17 protein-coding genes are annotated in these 17,503 nt (G+C 69.5%); 7 read left to right on the top strand and 10 right to left on the bottom strand.

Annotated elements, in window-relative coordinates; genetic code table 11:
* Window positions 1-186: 186 nt before the first annotated feature.
* The 6 genes from LC041_RS05960 to coaA all read right to left on the bottom strand — a co-directional run bounded on the left by LC041_RS05960 (window position 187) and on the right by coaA (window position 5,889).
* Window positions 187-990 carry a response regulator transcription factor gene (locus tag LC041_RS05960; protein WP_226532040.1) on the bottom strand — a complete coding sequence of 268 codons (804 nt, stop codon included), beginning with the start codon at window positions 988-990 and terminating at the stop codon, window positions 187-189.
* Entirely contained in the window at window positions 987-1,469 is a 483-nt protein-coding gene (tsaE, locus tag LC041_RS05955) for a tRNA (adenosine(37)-N6)-threonylcarbamoyltransferase complex ATPase subunit type 1 TsaE (RefSeq protein WP_226532038.1), read from the bottom strand. Before tsaE ends, LC041_RS05960 begins: the two co-directional genes overlap by 4 nt.
* Window positions 1,466-2,572, bottom strand: coding sequence for an alanine racemase (alr, locus tag LC041_RS05950; RefSeq protein WP_226532033.1), 1,107 nt, complete (start codon window positions 2,570-2,572; stop codon window positions 1,466-1,468). The genes tsaE and alr overlap by 4 nt, the downstream gene beginning before the upstream one ends.
* Window positions 2,569-2,928: a holo-ACP synthase gene (locus LC041_RS05945; protein WP_047524761.1), complete on the bottom strand. Its 360-nt coding sequence runs from the start codon at window positions 2,926-2,928 to the stop codon at window positions 2,569-2,571. Before LC041_RS05945 ends, alr begins: the two co-directional genes overlap by 4 nt.
* 94 nt (window positions 2,929-3,022) lie before the next feature.
* Entirely contained in the window at window positions 3,023-4,870 is a 1,848-nt protein-coding gene (glmS, locus tag LC041_RS05940; RefSeq protein WP_226532031.1) for a glutamine--fructose-6-phosphate transaminase (isomerizing), read from the bottom strand.
* A 65-nt stretch (window positions 4,871-4,935) separates the two neighbouring features.
* The gene (gene coaA / locus LC041_RS05935) at window positions 4,936-5,889 is read right to left on the bottom strand and encodes a type I pantothenate kinase (RefSeq protein ID WP_226532030.1); all 954 of its coding nucleotides are present in this window, start codon (window positions 5,887-5,889) and stop codon (window positions 4,936-4,938) included.
* Between the two features lie 28 nt (window positions 5,890-5,917).
* Between coaA and LC041_RS05930 the strand changes: the two genes are divergently transcribed.
* The 3 genes from LC041_RS05930 to LC041_RS05920 all read left to right on the top strand — a co-directional run bounded on the left by LC041_RS05930 (window position 5,918) and on the right by LC041_RS05920 (window position 9,300).
* Entirely contained in the window at window positions 5,918-6,892 is a 975-nt protein-coding gene (locus LC041_RS05930) for a Ppx/GppA phosphatase family protein (RefSeq protein WP_226532029.1), read from the top strand.
* Window positions 6,893-6,977: 85 nt separating this feature from the next.
* A complete protein-coding gene (locus tag LC041_RS05925) occupies window positions 6,978-7,748 on the top strand; it encodes an arsenate reductase/protein-tyrosine-phosphatase family protein (RefSeq protein ID WP_226532028.1) in 771 nt (256 codons plus the stop codon).
* 94 nt (window positions 7,749-7,842) lie between these two features.
* Window positions 7,843-9,300 carry a polysaccharide biosynthesis tyrosine autokinase gene (locus LC041_RS05920; protein WP_264188988.1) on the top strand — a complete coding sequence of 486 codons (1,458 nt, stop codon included), beginning with the start codon at window positions 7,843-7,845 and terminating at the stop codon, window positions 9,298-9,300.
* Between the two features lie 24 nt (window positions 9,301-9,324).
* On the opposite strand, the gene LC041_RS05915 is transcribed toward LC041_RS05920, so the two are convergent.
* A complete protein-coding gene (locus LC041_RS05915; protein WP_226532026.1) occupies window positions 9,325-10,416 on the bottom strand; it encodes a hypothetical protein in 1,092 nt (363 codons plus the stop codon).
* Between the two features lie 374 nt (window positions 10,417-10,790).
* Between LC041_RS05915 and LC041_RS17325 the strand changes: the two genes are divergently transcribed.
* The 3 genes from LC041_RS17325 (at window position 10,791) to LC041_RS05900 (ending at window position 13,486) form a co-directional block, all read left to right on the top strand.
* Entirely contained in the window at window positions 10,791-11,687 is an 897-nt protein-coding gene (locus LC041_RS17325; protein WP_226532025.1) for an AraC family transcriptional regulator, read from the top strand.
* A 196-nt stretch (window positions 11,688-11,883) separates the two neighbouring features.
* Window positions 11,884-12,390 (top strand): hypothetical protein, encoded by a 507-nt coding sequence (locus LC041_RS05905; RefSeq protein ID WP_226532024.1) that lies wholly within the window; start codon window positions 11,884-11,886, stop codon window positions 12,388-12,390.
* 94 nt (window positions 12,391-12,484) lie between these two features.
* Window positions 12,485-13,486 (top strand): MauE/DoxX family redox-associated membrane protein, encoded by a 1,002-nt coding sequence (locus LC041_RS05900; protein WP_226532023.1) that lies wholly within the window; start codon window positions 12,485-12,487, stop codon window positions 13,484-13,486.
* Window positions 13,487-13,492: 6 nt separating this feature from the next.
* On the opposite strand, the gene LC041_RS05895 is transcribed toward LC041_RS05900, so the two are convergent.
* Window positions 13,493-14,563, bottom strand: coding sequence for a heparan-alpha-glucosaminide N-acetyltransferase domain-containing protein (locus LC041_RS05895; protein ID WP_226532022.1), 1,071 nt, complete (start codon window positions 14,561-14,563; stop codon window positions 13,493-13,495).
* Between the two features lie 47 nt (window positions 14,564-14,610).
* On the opposite strand from LC041_RS05895, the gene lepB reads away from it, so the two are divergent.
* Window positions 14,611-15,291, top strand: a complete 681-nt coding sequence (lepB, locus tag LC041_RS05890; RefSeq protein ID WP_226532021.1) for a signal peptidase I — start codon at window positions 14,611-14,613, stop codon at window positions 15,289-15,291.
* 22 nt (window positions 15,292-15,313) lie between these two features.
* Here the strand turns inward: lepB and LC041_RS05885 are convergent, their stop codons facing one another.
* Both LC041_RS05885 and LC041_RS05880 read right to left on the bottom strand, forming a co-directional pair.
* Window positions 15,314-16,480, bottom strand: coding sequence for a PqqD family protein (locus tag LC041_RS05885; protein WP_226532020.1), 1,167 nt, complete (start codon window positions 16,478-16,480; stop codon window positions 15,314-15,316).
* A gap of 59 nt (window positions 16,481-16,539) precedes the next feature.
* Window positions 16,540-17,430 (bottom strand): nucleotidyltransferase family protein, encoded by an 891-nt coding sequence (locus LC041_RS05880; protein ID WP_226532019.1) that lies wholly within the window; start codon window positions 17,428-17,430, stop codon window positions 16,540-16,542.
* Between the last annotated feature and the right edge of the window lie 73 nt (window positions 17,431-17,503).

The raw sequence follows: 17,503 nt of genomic DNA, 5'->3' as shown, positions 1-17,503 counted from the left end.
CGAAGCTCAGGTTTCCCGCAAGATTACTCAAAGATCCGTCAAGCCCGCTCTTCAGGCGGCCCCGCACCCCTAGCATTCTGAGTGGGGCCGATACTGCGACTGGGGAACAACGCAGACGCCGGGGCCACGCGAGTGGGGACTCGCAGGCATCGGGGCTGCGGCTGGGGAGCCGCGGCCCCGCCCCGGTCAGTCCGCTGTGTCATCGGCGCGAGTCAGACGATACCCGACTCCGCGCACGGTCTCGATGTAGCGCGGTCTCGCCGAGCTGTCACCGAGCTTTCGCCGCAGATTCGCGATGTGCGTCTCGATGGCCCGTTTGTCAGGCTCGCTGACATAGTCGTTCGACCCCGGTGGTGCCCCGCGCAGTCCGCGAGCGAGTTCCGCCTTGCTGCACACGCGGATGTTCGCCTCGAGGATCGCCGCGAGCAGGTCGAACTCCGTGGGGGTGAGATCGATCCGCTTCTGACCGACGAGCACCAGACGCGTGTCCAGATCGAGGCTGAGATCGCGATGCACCAGGCCCCGCCAGGTCAGCACCGTCGCGCCGTCGGACGACGGCTCGTGTCCGGCCACGGGGCGCGGCTCGGGCGTCGGGGGTGGGCCCGCGGGGTGCGGCCGCCGCAGGAGGGCCTGGATGCGCGCACGAAGCTCGCGGGGCCGGAACGGTTTCACCAGGTACTCGTCCGCGCCGGAGGTCAGGCCGAGGACCACATCGGACTCGTCCGACAGCGCCGAGAGCATGATGACGAAGGTGTCGCTGACCTGCCGGATGCGGCGCGCGACCTCGAATCCGTCGATCCCCGGCAGATTGATGTCGAGGGTGGTGATCACCGGATGGTGCTGCTCGACGGCCGCGATTCCTTCCGGACCCGACTCTGCGAGGAAGGTCTCGAATCCAGCCGCGAGGAACACCTCGTCCAGGAGGGAGCGGACCCCCGGGTCGTCGTCGATGATCACGGCGACGAGGGGGGAGGCCGATGACGCACTCATGAGATTCCCTCGCGCACGACGGTGACGATCCGTGGGGCGTCCGCGTCGAGCTCCGACGGGTCGAGGTCGGAGGCGCCGACCGGCCGTTCGAGTTCGATGTCCCACCACGAGTCCGCGAGTTCCTCGGCCATCCCCCTCCCCCACTCGATCACGACCACCGAGCGCTCGAGATCCAGGTCGAGGTCTTCGAGCTCTGCAGCCGATCCGAGTCGGTACGCGTCGACGTGCACGAGCGGCGCACGCCCGACCAGTGAAGGGTGCGTACGCGCGATCACGAAGGTCGGGCTCTGCACGGGGCCGCGCACGCCGAGCCCTTCGGCGAGACCACGGGTGAACGTCGTCTTCCCCGCGCCCAGCGGCCCGGTCAGGATGAGCAGATCCCCCGCCTCCAGCTGTTCGCCGATCCGGAAGCCGAGCTGCTCCATCTCCTCGGACGTCGCGATCTCCCGTCGACCGAGGAATGCGGGGTCCACGCTCACGATGCCCTCCGGGGCACGCGGGGTCCGATGCGCGTGACGATCTCGTAGTTGATCGTGCCGGCCGCAGCCGCCCAGTCCGCCGCCGAGGGCACGCCCAGGGTGGGATCGCCGAACAGCACCACTTCGTCCCCCACGGAGACGGGCGTATCGCCGACGTCGACGACGAACTGATCCATCGCGATCCTCCCGACGTTGACGAAACGCCGTCCGCCGATGGAGACCGGGAGCCTGCCCGAAGCGTTCCGGGGCACGCCGTCGGCGTAGCCGAGGGGCACGAGCACCAGCGTGGTGTCTCGATCGGTGCGGTGCGCGTAACCGTAGGAGACGCCCGTGCCCGCCGGCACCCGGCGGACCGCTGCGATCGCTCCGCGCAGGGTCATCGCCGGACGCAGGCCGAGCTCGGCGGAGCTGCGGTCGTCGAACGGTGAGAGGCCGAAGAGCCCGATGCCGATCCGGACGGCATCGAGCCGCGTCTCGGGCAGATCGATCGCTGCGGCGGTGGCGGCGATGTGCCTGATCTCGGGGTGGATCCCGAACGAGGAAGCCGCGGCGACGCCCTCCTCGAACTTCGCCAGCGCGGCCCGGTCGTCCTCCGCGGAGGTGTTGGAGAGGTGGCTGAAGAGTCCGACGATGCGCAGCCGCCCGATCCGCTCCAGGCGTGCGGCCTCCGCCAGCACCCGCCCCCAGTCGGCCGGGGCGATGCCGTTGCGCGAGAGCCCGGTCTCGAACTTCAGGTGCACTCCGACCGGACGGTCGACGGCGGCCGCAGCAGCCGCGGCCTCGAGCTGATCGAAGGAGGAGACACCGATCTCCACATCCTGCGCGGCCGCGTGCTCGAATCGCTCGCCCGGCGCATGCAGCCATGCCATGATCGGCGCACGGACGCCCTGCCTGCGCAGTTCGAGGGCTTCGGGGATCTCGGCGACGCCGAGGCGTGTCGCCCCGGCGGAGAGCGCTGCGACAGCGGTCGCGGCCGCACCGTGCCCGTAGGCTCCGGCCTTGACGACCGCGATCACGTCGACACCGGTGAGCCGGCGGAAGTGCCGGACGTTGTCGGCGACGGCATCGAGGTCGACGGTCGCCTCGCGGAACGGGACGGTCACAGCGGCGCTCCTTCGGCGACGACGAACGCAGCAGCGAGGCCCGCGTCGTGGGTGAGGGTCAGATGCAAGGTGCGGATGCCTCGTTCCTCGACGACAGCGGCGGTCGATCCGGAGAGGACGAAGTGCGGGCGGCCCGACGCCTCCGAGGCGATCTCGATCTCGGTCCAGTGCACGCCGTCCGAGCCGCCGAGCGCCTTGATCAGCGCCTCTTTGGCGGCATACCGTGCGGCCAGTGAGGGAAGGCGCAGCGGACGCTCGGAGGGGGCGAAGAGCCGCTCCAGGAGGCGGGGCGTCCGGGTCATCGTGCGCTCGAACCGCGGAATGTCCACGAGGTCGATGCCTGTGCCGATGATCATCCGTTCAGCCTACCGAGCATGCATCCGGTTCGAATCGCGCAAATGGCTCCGTTTCACCGGGAAACGGAGCCATTTGCGCGATTCGAAGCCGGTCCTATTCGACCGTGACCGACTTCGCGAGGTTCCGGGGCTGGTCGACGTCCAGGCCCTTCGCGGTGGCGAGCGCCATCGCGAAGATCTGCAGCGGCACGACCGAGAGCAGCGGCTCGAACATCGCGCCGGCGAGCGGGATGTGGATGACCTCGTCGGCGAACGGCAGCACGGCCGCGTCGCCTTCCTCGGCCACCACGATCACCCGGGCACCGCGGGCACGGATCTCCTGGATGTTGGAGACGACCTTCGAATGCACGAGCGCCGAGTGACGCGGGGACGGCACCAGCACGAACACCGGCTGCCCCGGCTCGATCAGCGCGATCGGACCGTGCTTGAGCTCGCCCGCGGCGAAGCCTTCCGCGTGGATGTAGGAGATCTCCTTGAGCTTGAGCGCGCCTTCGAGAGCGATCGGGAAGCCGACGTGACGACCGAGGAACAGCACCGACCGGGTGTCGGCCATCCACCCGGCGAGCTGGGTGACGTGCTCCTGCTCCCTCTCGAGGACCTCGGCGATCTTCGCGGGCAGCTCGGTGAGTTCCGCGACGTCGGTCGAGGCATCGGCGACGGCGCCGCGCACGCGCCCCATGTGCAGGCCGAGCAGCAGCAGAGCGGTGATCTGCGCCGAGAACGCCTTGGTCGAGGCGACCGCGACCTCGGGGCCGGCGTGGGTGTAGACGACCGCGTCCGACTCGCGCGGGATGGTCGCGCCCTGGGTGTTGCAGATCGAGAGGGTGCGGGCGCCGCGCTCACGGGCGTACTTCACGGCCATCAGCGTGTCCATGGTCTCGCCCGACTGGCTGATCGACACGACGAGGGTGTCGGCACCGATCACCGGGTCGCGGTAGCGGAACTCGTGCGCGAGCTCGACGTCGACGGCGACCCGCGCCCACTGCTCGATCGCGTACTTGCCGACGAGGGCCGCATACGACGCGGTGCCGCACGCGGTGATGATGACGCGGTTGATCCCGGTGAAGAGGTCGTCGAGGCCGTCGAGCTCGGGGATGACGACCTGGCCGTCCTGGATGCGGCCGCGGATCGTGTTCGCCACGGCTTCGGGCTGCTCGGACACCTCCTTGGCCATGAAGCTCGACCATCCGCCCTTCTCGGCGGCGGCGGCGTCCCAGGAGACGTCGAAGGGCTCGGGCTCGACGGGTGTGCCCGCGAAGTCGATGACGCTGATGGAGTCGGGGGTGATCGAGACGATCTGGTCCTGGCCGATCGCTAGCGCCTTGCGCGTGTGCTCGATGAAGGCGGCCACGTCGGAGCCGAGGAAGTTCTCCCCCTCGCCGAGACCGATCACGAGCGGCGAGTTGCGGCGGGCGCCGACGACGAGCCCCGGGTGGTCCTGGTGCATCGCGAGAAGAGTGAACGCCCCCTCGAGTCGGTTGACGACGTTGCGGAAGGCGAGCTGGAGGTCGCCGCCGTTGGCGGCGTACTCACGCCCGAGGAGGGCGGCTGCGACCTCGGTGTCGGTCTCGCTGCGGAACGCCACCCCGTCGGCGAGCAGCTCTTCACGCAGGGCCGAGAAGTTCTCGATGATGCCGTTGTGGATGACGGCGAGCCTGTCGTCGTCCGCCAGGTGGGGGTGGGCGTTGACATCGGTCGGTCCGCCATGCGTCGCCCAGCGGGTGTGGCCGATACCGGTCGACCCGTCGGGGAGCGGCGCGTCGGCGAGCGAGTCGCGCAGCTTCGCGAGCTTGCCCGCCTTCTTCCGCATGCCGAGGGATCCGTCGCCGTCGATCACGGCGACGCCCGCGGAGTCATAGCCGCGGTACTCGAGGCGGGCGAGGCCGGCAAGAAGGATGTCCTGGCTGGGGCGCGGGCCCACGTATCCGACGATTCCACACATGCGAACAAGAGTAAGCCGGGATTTTTGCGAGTCGTCCGAACAATATTGCGGTCGGGACACCCGCGTCAGAGCTTGCGCAGCAGCACGCTCTCGACGTCGTGGTCGGCGCCCTTGCGCAGCACCAGCCGCGCCCGGTGCCGGGTCGGCATCACGTTCTCGACGAGGTTGGGCATGTTGATCTCGTTCCAGTACCCGAGGGCCGTCGTGATCGCCTCCTCGTCGGTGAGATGCGCGAACACGTTGAAATAGGACGAGGGGTTGCTGAACGCCGCCTGCCGCAGAGCGAGGAAGCGATCGACGTACCACTTCTCGATGTGCGAGGTCTCGGCGTCGACGAAGATCGAGAAGTCGAACAGATCGCTCACCGCGACGTCGTTCGGGGCAGGGGGCGGCTGCAGCACGTTCAGCCCCTCGACGATCACGACATCGGGACGGCGCACCACGACGTTCGCGTCGGGGACGATGTCGTAGCGCATGTGGGAGTAGAACGGTGCGCGCACTTCGGCGGCCCCGCTCTTCACCTCGGTCAGGAACTCGATCAGCGCGCGTCGGTCATACGATTCCGGAAAGCCCTTGCGGTCCATGATCCCGCGGCGCTCGAGCTCGGCGTTGGGGTACAGGAAGCCGTCGGTGGTCACCAGCTCCACACGCGGGGTTCCGGGCCACCGGCTCATGAGCTCGCGCAGCAGACGGGCGATCGTGGACTTGCCGACCGCCACAGAGCCGGCCACGCCCACCACGAAGGGCGTCGTCGTGTCGTCCTCCTGCAGGAACGACGAGGTGGCGGCGCCGAGGCGCTTGGTCGCGGTCGCGTAGAGACTCAGCAGACGGCTCAGGGGCAGGTACACCTCGCGGACCTCGGTGAGCGACAGCCGGTCCCCGATACCGCGGAGCTCGACGACCTCGGTCTCGGTGAGAGGCTGATCGAGCCCTGCGGCGAGACGTGCCCATTCCGCGCGCCCGATCTCCCGGTAGGGCGACAGCGGCAGCGTGGGGTCGACGGTGGTCACGCAGTACATCGTATCCGGGCGCGAGTAGTCTCTTTCCGTGCGCCTGGGAGTCCTCGACATCGGATCCAATACCGTTCACATGCTGGCGGCCGACGTCCGCCCCGGTGGACGTCCGCTCGCGACCACGAGTGACAGGACGGTGCTGCGCCTCATGCGCTACCTCACACCCGACGGCGCGATCTCGGAGGAGGGGGTGCAGGCGCTCGAGGCCGCGGTCGCCCAGGCTCGACGCGTCGCCGAGGCCGAGCGCGTCGACGCGCTGCTGGCCACAGCGACCAGTGCGGTGCGCGATGCCCGCAACGGCGCGGCGGTCATCGCCCGCATCGAGGCCGCTCTGGGGCAGCCCCTGCAGGTGCTCGACGGGGAGACCGAGGCGGAGCTGACCTTCCTCGCCGTGCGGCGCTGGTTCGGCTGGTCGGCCGGACAGCTGCTGCTGCTCGACATCGGCGGCGGCTCTCTGGAGATCGCGGCCGGCGCGGAGGAGATGCCCGACGCCGCCGCGTCCGTGCCCCTCGGCGCCGGGCGCATGACCGTGCAGTACCTCCCGAACGACCCTCCTGGCGAGGCGGACGTCGAACGACTGCGCGCCCACGCGGAAGCGACCATCGCGACCGTGCTGCCGCGATTCACCGGCCTCCCCCGACCCGACCACGTCGTCGGTTCCTCGAAGGCGATCCGGTCGCTCGCCCGCTTGGTCGGCTATCCGGTGCCGGGGTGGTCGGGAAGCGAACGGATGCTGCTCCCGCGCACATCGCTCGGCTCATGGATCCCCCGGCTCGCGCGCCTGCCCGCGTCGGCCAGGCAGGAGCTGCCGGGGATCACCCCGGACCGGACCTTCCAGATCGTCGCTGCTGCCGTCTCCCTGCACGTGGCGATGACCGCGCTCGAGCTGGACGAACTCGAGGTGTCGCCGTGGGCGCTGCGCGAAGGAGTGCTGCTGCGCTACATCGAGCATCTGAACGGAACCGCGATCGACGCGGAGAGCATCGAGGAGCCGCCGCGGCTCCCCTGACGACTCGCCTCCCACCGTCAGCGCCCCCACTGGCAGATCTTCCGTTCACGGGGCGGCCGCCGTCCCGGAGCTCTAGGCTGGTGGCGTGAACGCGCAGTCTGCAGAGGGCCCACCAGCCGGGATGAGCCGCCGGGAGTGGCGCGAGCGCGGACGCTCCGACGCCGACGCCGTTCCCCCTTCCTCGTCTTCTTCTGCACAGTCCCCCGCCGGTTCCCCCGTTCCCCTTGCCGAGCTCCTGGGCTCGACGAACGAGACGGAACCGTCGTCGCGACTGACGATCCTCACGGTGTGCACCGGCAACATCTGCCGATCGCCGCTGGCCGAGGTGCTGCTCCGAGCCGAACTCGAGCCTCTGGGCGTGAGAGTCCACAGCGCGGGCACCCACGCGTTGGTCGGCCACGGCATGCCGGAGCCCGCGCTCGAACTCGCGGTCCAGGAGGGCGTCGACGCCGACGTGGCTGCCGCCCATCGGGCCCGCTACCTGGTCGAGCCGCTCCTCGCCGACGCCGACCTCATCCTGACCATGGCGAGGGAGCATCGCTCGCACGTGGTGAAGATGATGCCGAATCGGCTTCGTCGCACGTTCACGGTCCGGGAGTTCGCACGCCTCGCGTCGACGCTGCCGAGCGCGCAAGCGCAGGCCGCGGCAGAGGCCGCCGGCGACGCCCCGCGCGAGCGGTTCGCGGCCGTGCTGCAGGCGGTCAACGACCAGCGCGGCATCACCCCTGCCTCCGGTGAAGAGGACGACGTGATCGACCCCTACCGGCGGTCCCGCGAGACGTACGCCCGATCGGCAGCGGAGCTGACCCCCGCACTGATCGAGGTGGAACGCATCGTGCACGATGCCCTGACCTGACCCGCGTGCGACCACCGGGAGCGGGTGTTCACCGTATGCTCATCATCATGTCTGCATCCCGAGCTCCCCGCGGGATGTGCGAGGGGATGAAGAGTTGGAACTGAGAGACTACGTGCGCATCCTGCGCGCGCACTGGATCGTCATCGTCGTCGCCACGCTCGTCGGCGCCGTCGCGGCCTTCGGGTGGAGCGCGCTGCAGCCGAAGGTGTACTCAGCGGACACGACCGGCATCGTGACGGCGGTGGGCGGCGACGGGACGAGCGGGGCCGCACTCGTGGGCAACCAGCTCGCGCAGAGCAGGGTCAAGTCATACCTCAACCTCGGATCGTGGCGCGCGGTCGCCGAGCATGCGATCGACGAGCTCGGCATCGACGCCTCGCCCGATGTGCTGGTGAACCGCGTCACCGTGACCAACCCGATCGACACGACTGCCCTCAAGGTGACCGCCACGGGCCCCACGCCGGAGTCGGCACAGGCGCTCGCTCAGGCGTGGCTCGACGGCATGGCGATCGAGATCGAGAAGCTCGAGGGCGGCACCGAGACCACCCCCGCCGCGATCTCCCTGATCGTCGGCGACTCGGCTCGCCTCCCCAGCGCCCCGTCGTCGCCGAACACGCGTCTGAACGTCGTCATCGGTGCTCTCGCCGGGCTCGCCCTCGGTCTCCTCTACGCCTTCGTGCGGCACACCGTCGATCGCCGCGTGCGCCACCCGCGCGACATCGAGCGCGAGACGGGCGTCGCCGTGATCGGCACGCTCCCCCTCGAGAAGTCGATGGCGGACGAGCGTCAGGTGATCGACTTCTCCCTCGAGTCCCAGCACGGCGTGTCCCACCACACGACCGAGTCGATGCGCGAGCTGCGCACGAACCTCCAGTTCATCGATGTCGACAACCCGCCGCGCGTCATCGTGGTCACCAGCTCGGTGCCGGGTGACGGAAAGTCGACGGTGTCGGTGAACCTCGCCTCGAGCCTGGCTGCGGCCGGCCAGTGGGCGATCCTGATCGACTGCGACCTGCGACGTCCGGTGATCGCCGACATCTTCGGCATGTCACACGAGGTCGGCCTCACCGATGTGCTCGCGGGGCGGGCGGAACTGCAGGACGTGGCGCATCGCCCGTCGCGCGATGTGCCCCTGGCCGTGGTCGGCGCCGGTCGGATTCCGCCGAACCCGAGCGAACTGCTCGGGTCGCAGCGCATGCGCGACTTCCTCGCCGAGATCAGCAAGTCCGCGATCGTCATCCTCGACTCCCCGCCGGTGCTGCCGGTGACGGATGCGGCGGTGCTGGCTGCGGGTGCCGACGGCGTGCTGATCGTCGTGTCCTCGGGGAAGACGACCTTCGACATGCTGCAGCGCGCGATCGCCAACATCACCCGCACCACGGGTCGGGTGCTGGGCGTGGTGCTGAACCGCGTGCCCCGCAAGGGCGCGGAGTCGGCGTACTACGGCCGCGAGTACTACGGCGCCTACGACCGCTACACCAAGGACGATGGCACGGCGGAGCCCGTCACCGCTCCCGAACCCGGAGTGCGTCGCCGGGGTTCCGGGGGCTGACCCGACCCCACGGCGGTTCCGCTCTCAGGACCGCGGCGCCTCGGCCGCTCTGAGGATCCCGTCGGCGAGCAGGCGCTGCACCGCGCGCTCCACGATCGTGTGCGCGTCCTCTCCTGTGGGCTCCCCGTGCGCGGCCACGACTGCTCGCACGATGCCGTCGAGCGGCTGTCCGTCTGCGGCCGCCCAGATGTCGGGGCCGATGCCGTCGAGCACCTGAACCTTCCCGCCGGTCGGTGTGCGCTGCAGCAGCACCGTCCGACCTTCCAGAGCCAGTGCGTCGATGATCTCCGCCCGCGCGAGACCGTCGGGCTGCGGGGCGCCGACGACCGGCGAGGTCGATTCGGCGACGACGGCAGCGACCGGCTGCAAAGGCGTGCGCAGGAGGTCGTCGACGACCTCGTCGATGCGGTCGACCTCGCGGTAGCGCACGCGCACGGCACCGCCGGTCGCTGCCAGCAGCGCGGCGATCCGTCGCAGCGGCGCCGGGCCGTCGGCGAGATAGCTCGTCTGCGGCCCCAAGAGCGCCAGCGCTTCCGCGATGTCGAGCGGATCGACCTCGGGTTCCTCCGGTCCGTCGTCCGACCGATCGAGCACGACGATCTTCGCGACGCGGAGGTCGTCGGGGAGCGCCCGGCCTCCGTCGAGACTGGAGAGCGCGATCTGGGCCTTCGGCGCATCGCGACGCTGGATGATCGACAACGGTTTCCGATAGGGAACGACCCGGCCCGCATCGTCGATGCCGATGGTCTCGTCGCTCACGTAGGCGTAGCGCCGTGACAGATGGCGCGCAGCGGTCGTCTTACCCGTCCCCGAGGCCGCACTCAGCACGACGACGCGACCGTCGCGCGCAGCGAGCCCGGCAGCGTGCAGCATCCAGACGGGATCGTGCCGGCGGTGCGCCAGGGCCTTCATCGTCACGTCGGTCGAGAGCGCGGACAGTGCTTCGGCGTCGCCGGTTTCCGCGGGGACCACGGCGGTGGCGTCGGGGGTGTCTGCCGCCTCGATCCGCGCATCGGCCCAGGCCTCGAAGGCCAGGGCACGGAAGCCTGCCGAGCGTCGCGAGACGTCGACCTCGACGACGGCGCCGACCGCGTTGACGAAGAAGCGATCGGGCATGACGGCAAGCCTATCCACGATCTCACCGACGGGGCCACCGCGGCACAACCGGTTCGGAAAAGCACAGAACGCGCAGGAATAACGCGCAGTGCGCGCTTTTGCGTCGTTCACCGGACAAGCCGGGACGAGGCCTCTACGGTGGCTCGCAAGGTGAGGCTCCTGGGGGATGCAGATGGGTTTCGTGTCGTCTCGCCACACGAATTCGCGATCTGTGTTGACAGGAGGCCCGTGATCATTGAACCTGTATTCAATTCACTGCTGTATCGACGCGTCGGGGAGGAGACCGACGCACGAGGCGGTGATCGGCCGCGCAGGAAACGGTCGGTCACAGAGGCAATGGTGCCGCACGCTGACACCCCGAGGAGTGACGTCCCGTGACACATTCTTCCGCTCAGGTCATCGACGATCGGACGCTCGCCGCGCACGGGGTGCGGCGCATCGGAGACCGGCCGGGCCTGCGTTCCCGGCAGCGCACCTCCGGTGAGGTCGTCCTGCTCAGCACGAACGGCGGAACCTCCGAACTCCATGTCGACACCGTCTCCGCTTACCCCGATCATGCGGTGTTCGCCTTCGTGCAGGCGCACGCACTGTGGTCGCGGCTCGACGGCGAGCCCTGGGTCCAGGCGACGGACGGCCTGGTCATCGCTGCGCACGGCTTCACGCGCCGCCTGCGCTGGGCAGGCGGCTGGCGGTTCGTCGCGGCGCTCGTCCCCCGGGCGGCGGTCGCGTCGTTCGTGCCGTCGCTGCCGCCCGATGCCACCGTGTACGCGGAACGCCGACTGTTGGACACGTCGATGCAGCAGTTCCTCGACTGTCTCCTGGACACCGACGACAAGGCATCCGCGATCGAGCAGTACGCCATCGAGCAACTCGTGATGGAGATGAGCGGTGCCGTGCTCCTGGATCGGATCGGCGGTGTCAGTGGCCAGGGTTCGCCCCATGCCGTGCTGCGAGAAAGGGCGATCGCGGTGATCGCTCAGCAGTGCGGTGATCCGGCACTCAACCCGGCCCAGGTCGCGCACGAGGTGCAGTCGTCGCTGCGGCAGCTCCAGCTCGTCTTCTCGGAGTCCGGGAACAGCGTCGCGGCCGAGATCCGCCGACAGCGAGCCCGCCTCGCCCACTCCCTGCTGGTGGACAGCCGCTACGACGTGCTGAGCATCGATCAGATCGCCCAGCGCGCCGGATTCCACTCCCCGATGAGCATGCGGCGAGCGCTCGACGATGCGTATCAGGCGACTCCACGCGCGCTGCGGGCCACGCGCCGGGCATAGCTCCTCACCGTCGAAAAGCACACGTCGCGCAGGTTGCGCGCACGGAGCGCGAAGTTCACCGAAACCCCCATCGCTCCCCTCTCCATCGCCCTAGCTTGAGGTCCACGACGGGGCTCCTGGGGGATGCAGAAAATCGTGTCGCCTCGTCACGACACCGCGGGAAACCGCATCTGCATCGAACAGGGAGGGCACTTTCGTGACCGAGGAAATCCAGAAGAACAAGGGCGTCTCGCGCCGCACGCTCGTCAAGGGCGCGGCATGGTCGGTTCCCGTCATCGCCGCCGCCGTGGCCACGCCGCTCGCCGCCGCTTCCGGCGACATCGAGGTCGGCGCATTCGCTCTCAACGGGACCTGTGGCGTGCTCGGCGTCCTCGGCCCCGGCTTCACGCTCACCGCAGGCCCCTCGACCCCGCTGCCCGTCGGCACGACCGTCACCGTCACCGGCTCGGGAGTGGCCAACATCGGCGTCTTCAGCGTCACCGGGGGCACGGCGGATGTCTCAGTCCTCTCCGCCACCAGCCGCCAGATCACGCTGACCGCCCCGCTCGCCGCCGGCGCGACGATCGACTTCCGCACGACGCTCTCGATCTCGGTCGCGTTCACGCTCAGCGCCACCGCCGCCGTCCCGGCCGGCTACGTGGGCACGGGAGCGAAGACCGCAGGTGGCGTCAACTCCACGCTGGTCCTCTGCTCGGCCACGTGATCGCCCGCAGCATCGACGTCGGATAGCGTCACAGCGAGAGCGGCCGGATCCCACGCGGGGTTCGGCCGCTCTTCCGATCCAGGAGAATGACCTCATGAGCGCCTTCCTCGCGCCGCTGGCGGCGTTCCTCGCCGCGGTCTTCGCCCTGAGCACCATCGGCAAGCTGCGCGCCGCCGATCGCGGCCGCGGAGCGTTCGCGGCCCTGCGCATCACGGTCCGGCATCCGGATGCCGCCGCCATCGTGCTCATCGTCGCCGAGGCGCTCATCGCCATCGGCCTGCTGCTCACCACCGGCTGGCTCTTCGTCGGCATCGCCGGGGGCGCGCTCGTGCTGACCGCGGGGCTTCTCGTCGCCGTCATCCGCGCAGACCAACTCGGAGCGACGGATGACTGCGGATGCTTCGGCGACTGGCTCCCCTCCCCGATCGGGCCACGGCTCATCGTGCGGAACCTGCTCGTCACGGTCGTCGCCGCGTCCGTCCTCGCCGCAGCGCTGGTCGATGCCGCCGCATCCGGCCGGGTCGGGCTATCGGCTGCCCTTCTCGGAGGCTCGTCAGCGGCCGTGGCGCTGAGTGCACTGGGCGCGAGCGCGCTGATCGCCTCCGCCGTCTGGGCGATCGCCCGGGCCTCGAACGCACGCCCCGTAGAGCCGCTCTCTGCACCGGCGGCGTCTTCCCACGGCTCGGGCGCGCTGCTCATCCCAGAGACCGGCGAGATCGTCGACGTGCTCGTTCCCACCACCCGAGCCAGGCTTCTCGTGTTCGTCGCACCCGGCTGTCATGCGTGTGCGACCGCGCTGGCGTCCTTGGAGGCCGCCCACGGAGCGCTGGGTGCCGTCGTGGACGTCTATGTCGTACAGGGGATCGCGAGGGGACTCATCGGCACGGAACCGGCACACGCCGTCCCGGCTTCTGCGCGCTTCGCTCTCGACATCGGCAGCTCCGTCGGGGCCGTCCTCGGCATCGGCCCGGCGACCCCCGTGGGTGCGCTCATCGGCACGGACGGCACCAGGGCGGGCCCACTGGCCATGGGCAGCGCGGAGATCGGGGTGCTCATCGAGAGCATCCGGGCACTGCGCGACGCGGCACCCGCCTGATCGGAGTCACCGGTGGCGCAGGAGCGGCTTGCGTCGCCCCGTGAGCCACCCCATGACCCACTCGACGGGACCGGTACCGACGAAGCGCCACCAGAGCCAGCCGACGAGGACCATCCCCGGCACGATCAGCAGCCACCCCGGCCAGAAGTTCTCCGTCGGGCGGCCATAGGCGCGCGCATACAGCGCGATGATTCCGACGTGGAGCAGGTAGAGCGAAAGCGCCACCTGGCCGCAGGCGATCAGCGGCACGAAGATCGGATGCCAGAAGCGCTTCGCCCCCTCGCGTCGCGCCGTCGCGGCCAGGACGACGAGGACGTACACGGCGAACACGAGGCCCACATCCTTGAGGGTGTCGAGGTAGTAACCGGACTCGCTCTGGACGACATCCGTGCGGGAGACGACTCCCCACGCCAGGTAAGAGACCACCGCCACGGCGACGGTGACGACGAGAAGACGGTCACGGCGCAGCCCGTGCCGGATGAGCAGTCCGCCGATGAGGAAGAACGGCAGCAGATTGATCAGGCGATAGTGCGGGCTCATGATGGCCCAGTCCAGCACGTCCCGGAGCGGGACAGCGGCGCCGTGCGCCCATTCCCACCCCCGTGCGAGGCGTACGAGCGGGTCGCTCGCGATCAGCACCGCCGCTGTGATCGCGATCACCCAGGGGGTGCGCGCGAGCAGCAGCGGAGCCCCGACGATCAAGAGGACCCCCAGGTGCGCGAGCACGACCGCCACCCACGAACCCCACGTGGCCATCCACACGCCGAGCGCAACGAGGAACAGACCGCGGATCACCTGCTGCAGCAACGTCACCGGCACCCGCGGCGACCGTTGCCACACGAGCTGCGCCGACATCCCCATCACGAGCGCGAACAGGGGCGACGCGAGCTCGCTGAACATGGCCGTGACGAAGCTGACGGCAGCGGGCCGCTCGGGCACGAAAGGAGCCGCGTGAGCGATCAGCATGGCGACGATCGCGATGCCGCGGAGCACGTCGGGGACGACGAGCCGCACGTATCCGGGCTGTCTCGTCGAAGACACGGCTGGCAGCACGTCGACCTCGGCTTCTCGACCCATTCCCTGACACTATTGGGTGTGCCCCCGACTGCGCGACCGGAGAAGCGATGACGACGAACAGCAGGGAACGACCGCGCCGTCGCACCCTCCACAGCGTATGGTTCCACCTGGCCGTGGCCCTGGCGCTCGCACTTCTCGTCTTCGCGTTCGTCGGGCAGCCGTCGTCGAACTCCATGTCGCCGACCCTTCAGCCGGGCGACCGATTGGTCGTCAATCGCCTCGCCTACGTCGCAGCCGAGCCCACCGCCGGCGACATCGTCGCGTTCCGCCCGGGAGACGGATGGAACAGACCCGCAGTCAGCGAGAATCCCCTCGCCGCCTTCTTCAACGGCATCGGGGAGACCACCGGTCTGCGGCCCTACGTCCTCGTCAAGCGTGTGATCGCGGAACCGGGACAGACTGTGGGGTGTTGCGACGCCCGTGGCTCCGTGCTCGTCGACGGCGTCGCCATCCATGAGCCCTATGTGGCGCACGACCTGCCGTTCGCCCCCGGCACGCTCGATTGCGACACCGCCACGATCTCCTCGCGCTGCTTCCCCACCCTCACCGTGCCGGACGACTCCTACCTCGTGCTCGGCGACAACCGAGCGAACTCCGCCGACTCCGTCTATCCCTGCCGCGGGAACCCCGATGCCGACGAGAGCTGCGCGCGGTGGATGACCAGGGACGACCTGTTCGGCCAGGCGGGCCCGATCCTGTGGCCCGTCAATCGGTGGGGCGGGCCTTAACGAGCCGAGCGGTAGGCAGTGCTCAGAGCAGGTCGAGAAGGCCTTCGAGCCGAAGTTGAGCGAGCAGGCCCACCACGTCCTCCGCGACGGTGTCTTCGGAGACCTGGAAGAGACGCGCGCACTCGCGGATCAGTTCCTCCTCCGAGAGAGGCGACCGCTCCGCGAGGATCACCCAGACCCAGTGCGCCGACCCCTCGAGGACGAGCAACCGCGAACGAGCGGCCCAGAGGTCGACAACCGTGGTCCGCCCGTGGGCCGACGTCCAGGCCGCACCGTCGCTGATCGCCCAGGACGGATGGTCGGCGAGGAGCCCTTGCGCGAGGAGATCCGTCGCCACCTCGGTCGGACTCCTGTCGGCTACGTCATCACGTGAAGGCCCCTGCATCGAATCGACAGCGTCGACGACGTCGGCCAAGGAGAGACCGCCGGCAGCACGCCACACCGCGGCCGCGGATGCGCCGAGGATGCGGAGCTCCTCCCCATCGCCTTGCTTTCGGAGGACTGCGATCCGGTCGCCCGAAAGCGCGATCGCGTCAAGGGTCGCCGCGCGGAAGAGCCGAGCGCCCTGGCGGTCCACCTCGGCGGCCGCCACCCTGTCGACGGGAGCGACGTGACCAGGAACCCGATGCGGCGGCCGCGCGCGCATCAGAGCATCAACCTCCTCATCGATCGCGACCAGGTCACCGGAAGCCACACCGACGACGCCGCCGATCGCCTCGAGGAGAGAGGCGATCCCGCGCAGCGGCGCACGCATGCTCCTCAGCTGGGAACTCTGCGCGATGAGGGCCGGCAGCGCATGATCGATGGTCAGGCGCCTCGCATTCGGCGATGTCGGCCCGTCGTCGGTTCTCGTGAGCACGACCACTCCGCACAGGCGCAACCGCTGGGCAGGTTCATCCCCCTCGGTGGTTGATGCCGCTTCGCCGGGGGGTTCGGATCCGGTGACGGTCATGCCGCTCTGGGTGCGGACACCGCATTGGCTGTCGATGCCGAGCATGTCGCCGCCGAGAGAGGCGAACCGTCGCGACACGTGCTCGACCGCTTTCGTGACGTCCTCGCCGTCCTCCGCGACGAACACCACGACGCGGCCGTTCGGACCGGCGATGCCGTCTGCACGCACGTGCCACAACTCCGGCCGATCGACAGCGACATCGTCGGCGAGGGCGTCGATCAGCACCGCGTCTGTCATTGCGCCAGCCTAGCGAGCGCCTGCCACGACGAGGCGACGGCCGCGCCCCGGGGCGCCTGTCACCGATCGGTCCTGCGCGCGCGCGCGATCTTGACCCCCCGCTTCCAGCGCTCGATCTGGTAACGCCAGTGTTGCCGGACCGTCGGCAGCGTGTCTTCACGGGGTCGTGGCATCGCGGCCCTCGGCACCCAGATCGCCTGCACGATGCGGCGAAGCGCCCCGCCCGTGAGAGCGCTACGGAACTCCCGCTCCCACACCAGCGCGGATTTGCTCAAGGCGTCCAGCTGATTGTCACGCCAGATCGCCTTCTCGGACTCTGTGGCGTCATCCGACCACTCCCAGCCGAGCACCTCCAGCAGTGGTGAAAGCACCCACTGGGCCCGCCCGATCCGTGCAACCTCCAGGAACTCGGCCTGATCGCCTGGCCGGAACTCCTGCGCCATCACCGAGCCCAGAACATCGAGATCGCCAGCACTGCGGGGATCGCTCGGCGCGCGCAGCGCGTGCAGTGCGACGAAGATCGACATACCGGCCCTCGACGGCACAACAGCCGGCCGGTGGCCCATCATCACAACCTCGCGGGTCATCCAGAGCCGATCGAATACCTCGTCCGGGGGCCCGAACAGCCCGGGGAAATAGTGGTGCACGTCGATCGCACACGGCCAGTCGTCGTGCATGAACGTCTTCGAATGGATCGACATCACTCGCGGGGCCTCCCGATACAGAGGAGGGTGCCAGCCGTGCGCGGTCAGCTCGTCGCAGAACTGGGCGAAATCCTGCGGCGACACCAGCACATCGGCGTCGGCGGACCCCCGGGGAGCGCGGAGCCCTTGCGTGATCGCCACGGGCCCCTTGATGATCAGCGCACGCATTCCGCTGCGCGTGGTGAGTTCGGCAACCAGCGCGTGTGCGAGGGTCACGGCGGCGACATGCGACACCAGAACGGTCAACGCCGACCCGCAATCGCCGAGCGTCGAACGATTCCCGCGCCGAGCGAAAGTTCGGCGAGAACGACCATGGGAA

The sequence above is a fragment of the Microbacterium paraoxydans genome (assembly GCF_020524545.1).
GTDB lineage: Bacteria > Actinomycetota > Actinomycetes > Actinomycetales > Microbacteriaceae > Microbacterium > Microbacterium paraoxydans_C.
Note: the sequence above shows the minus strand (reverse complement) of the source record. Positions and strands in the feature narration are given on the sequence as shown.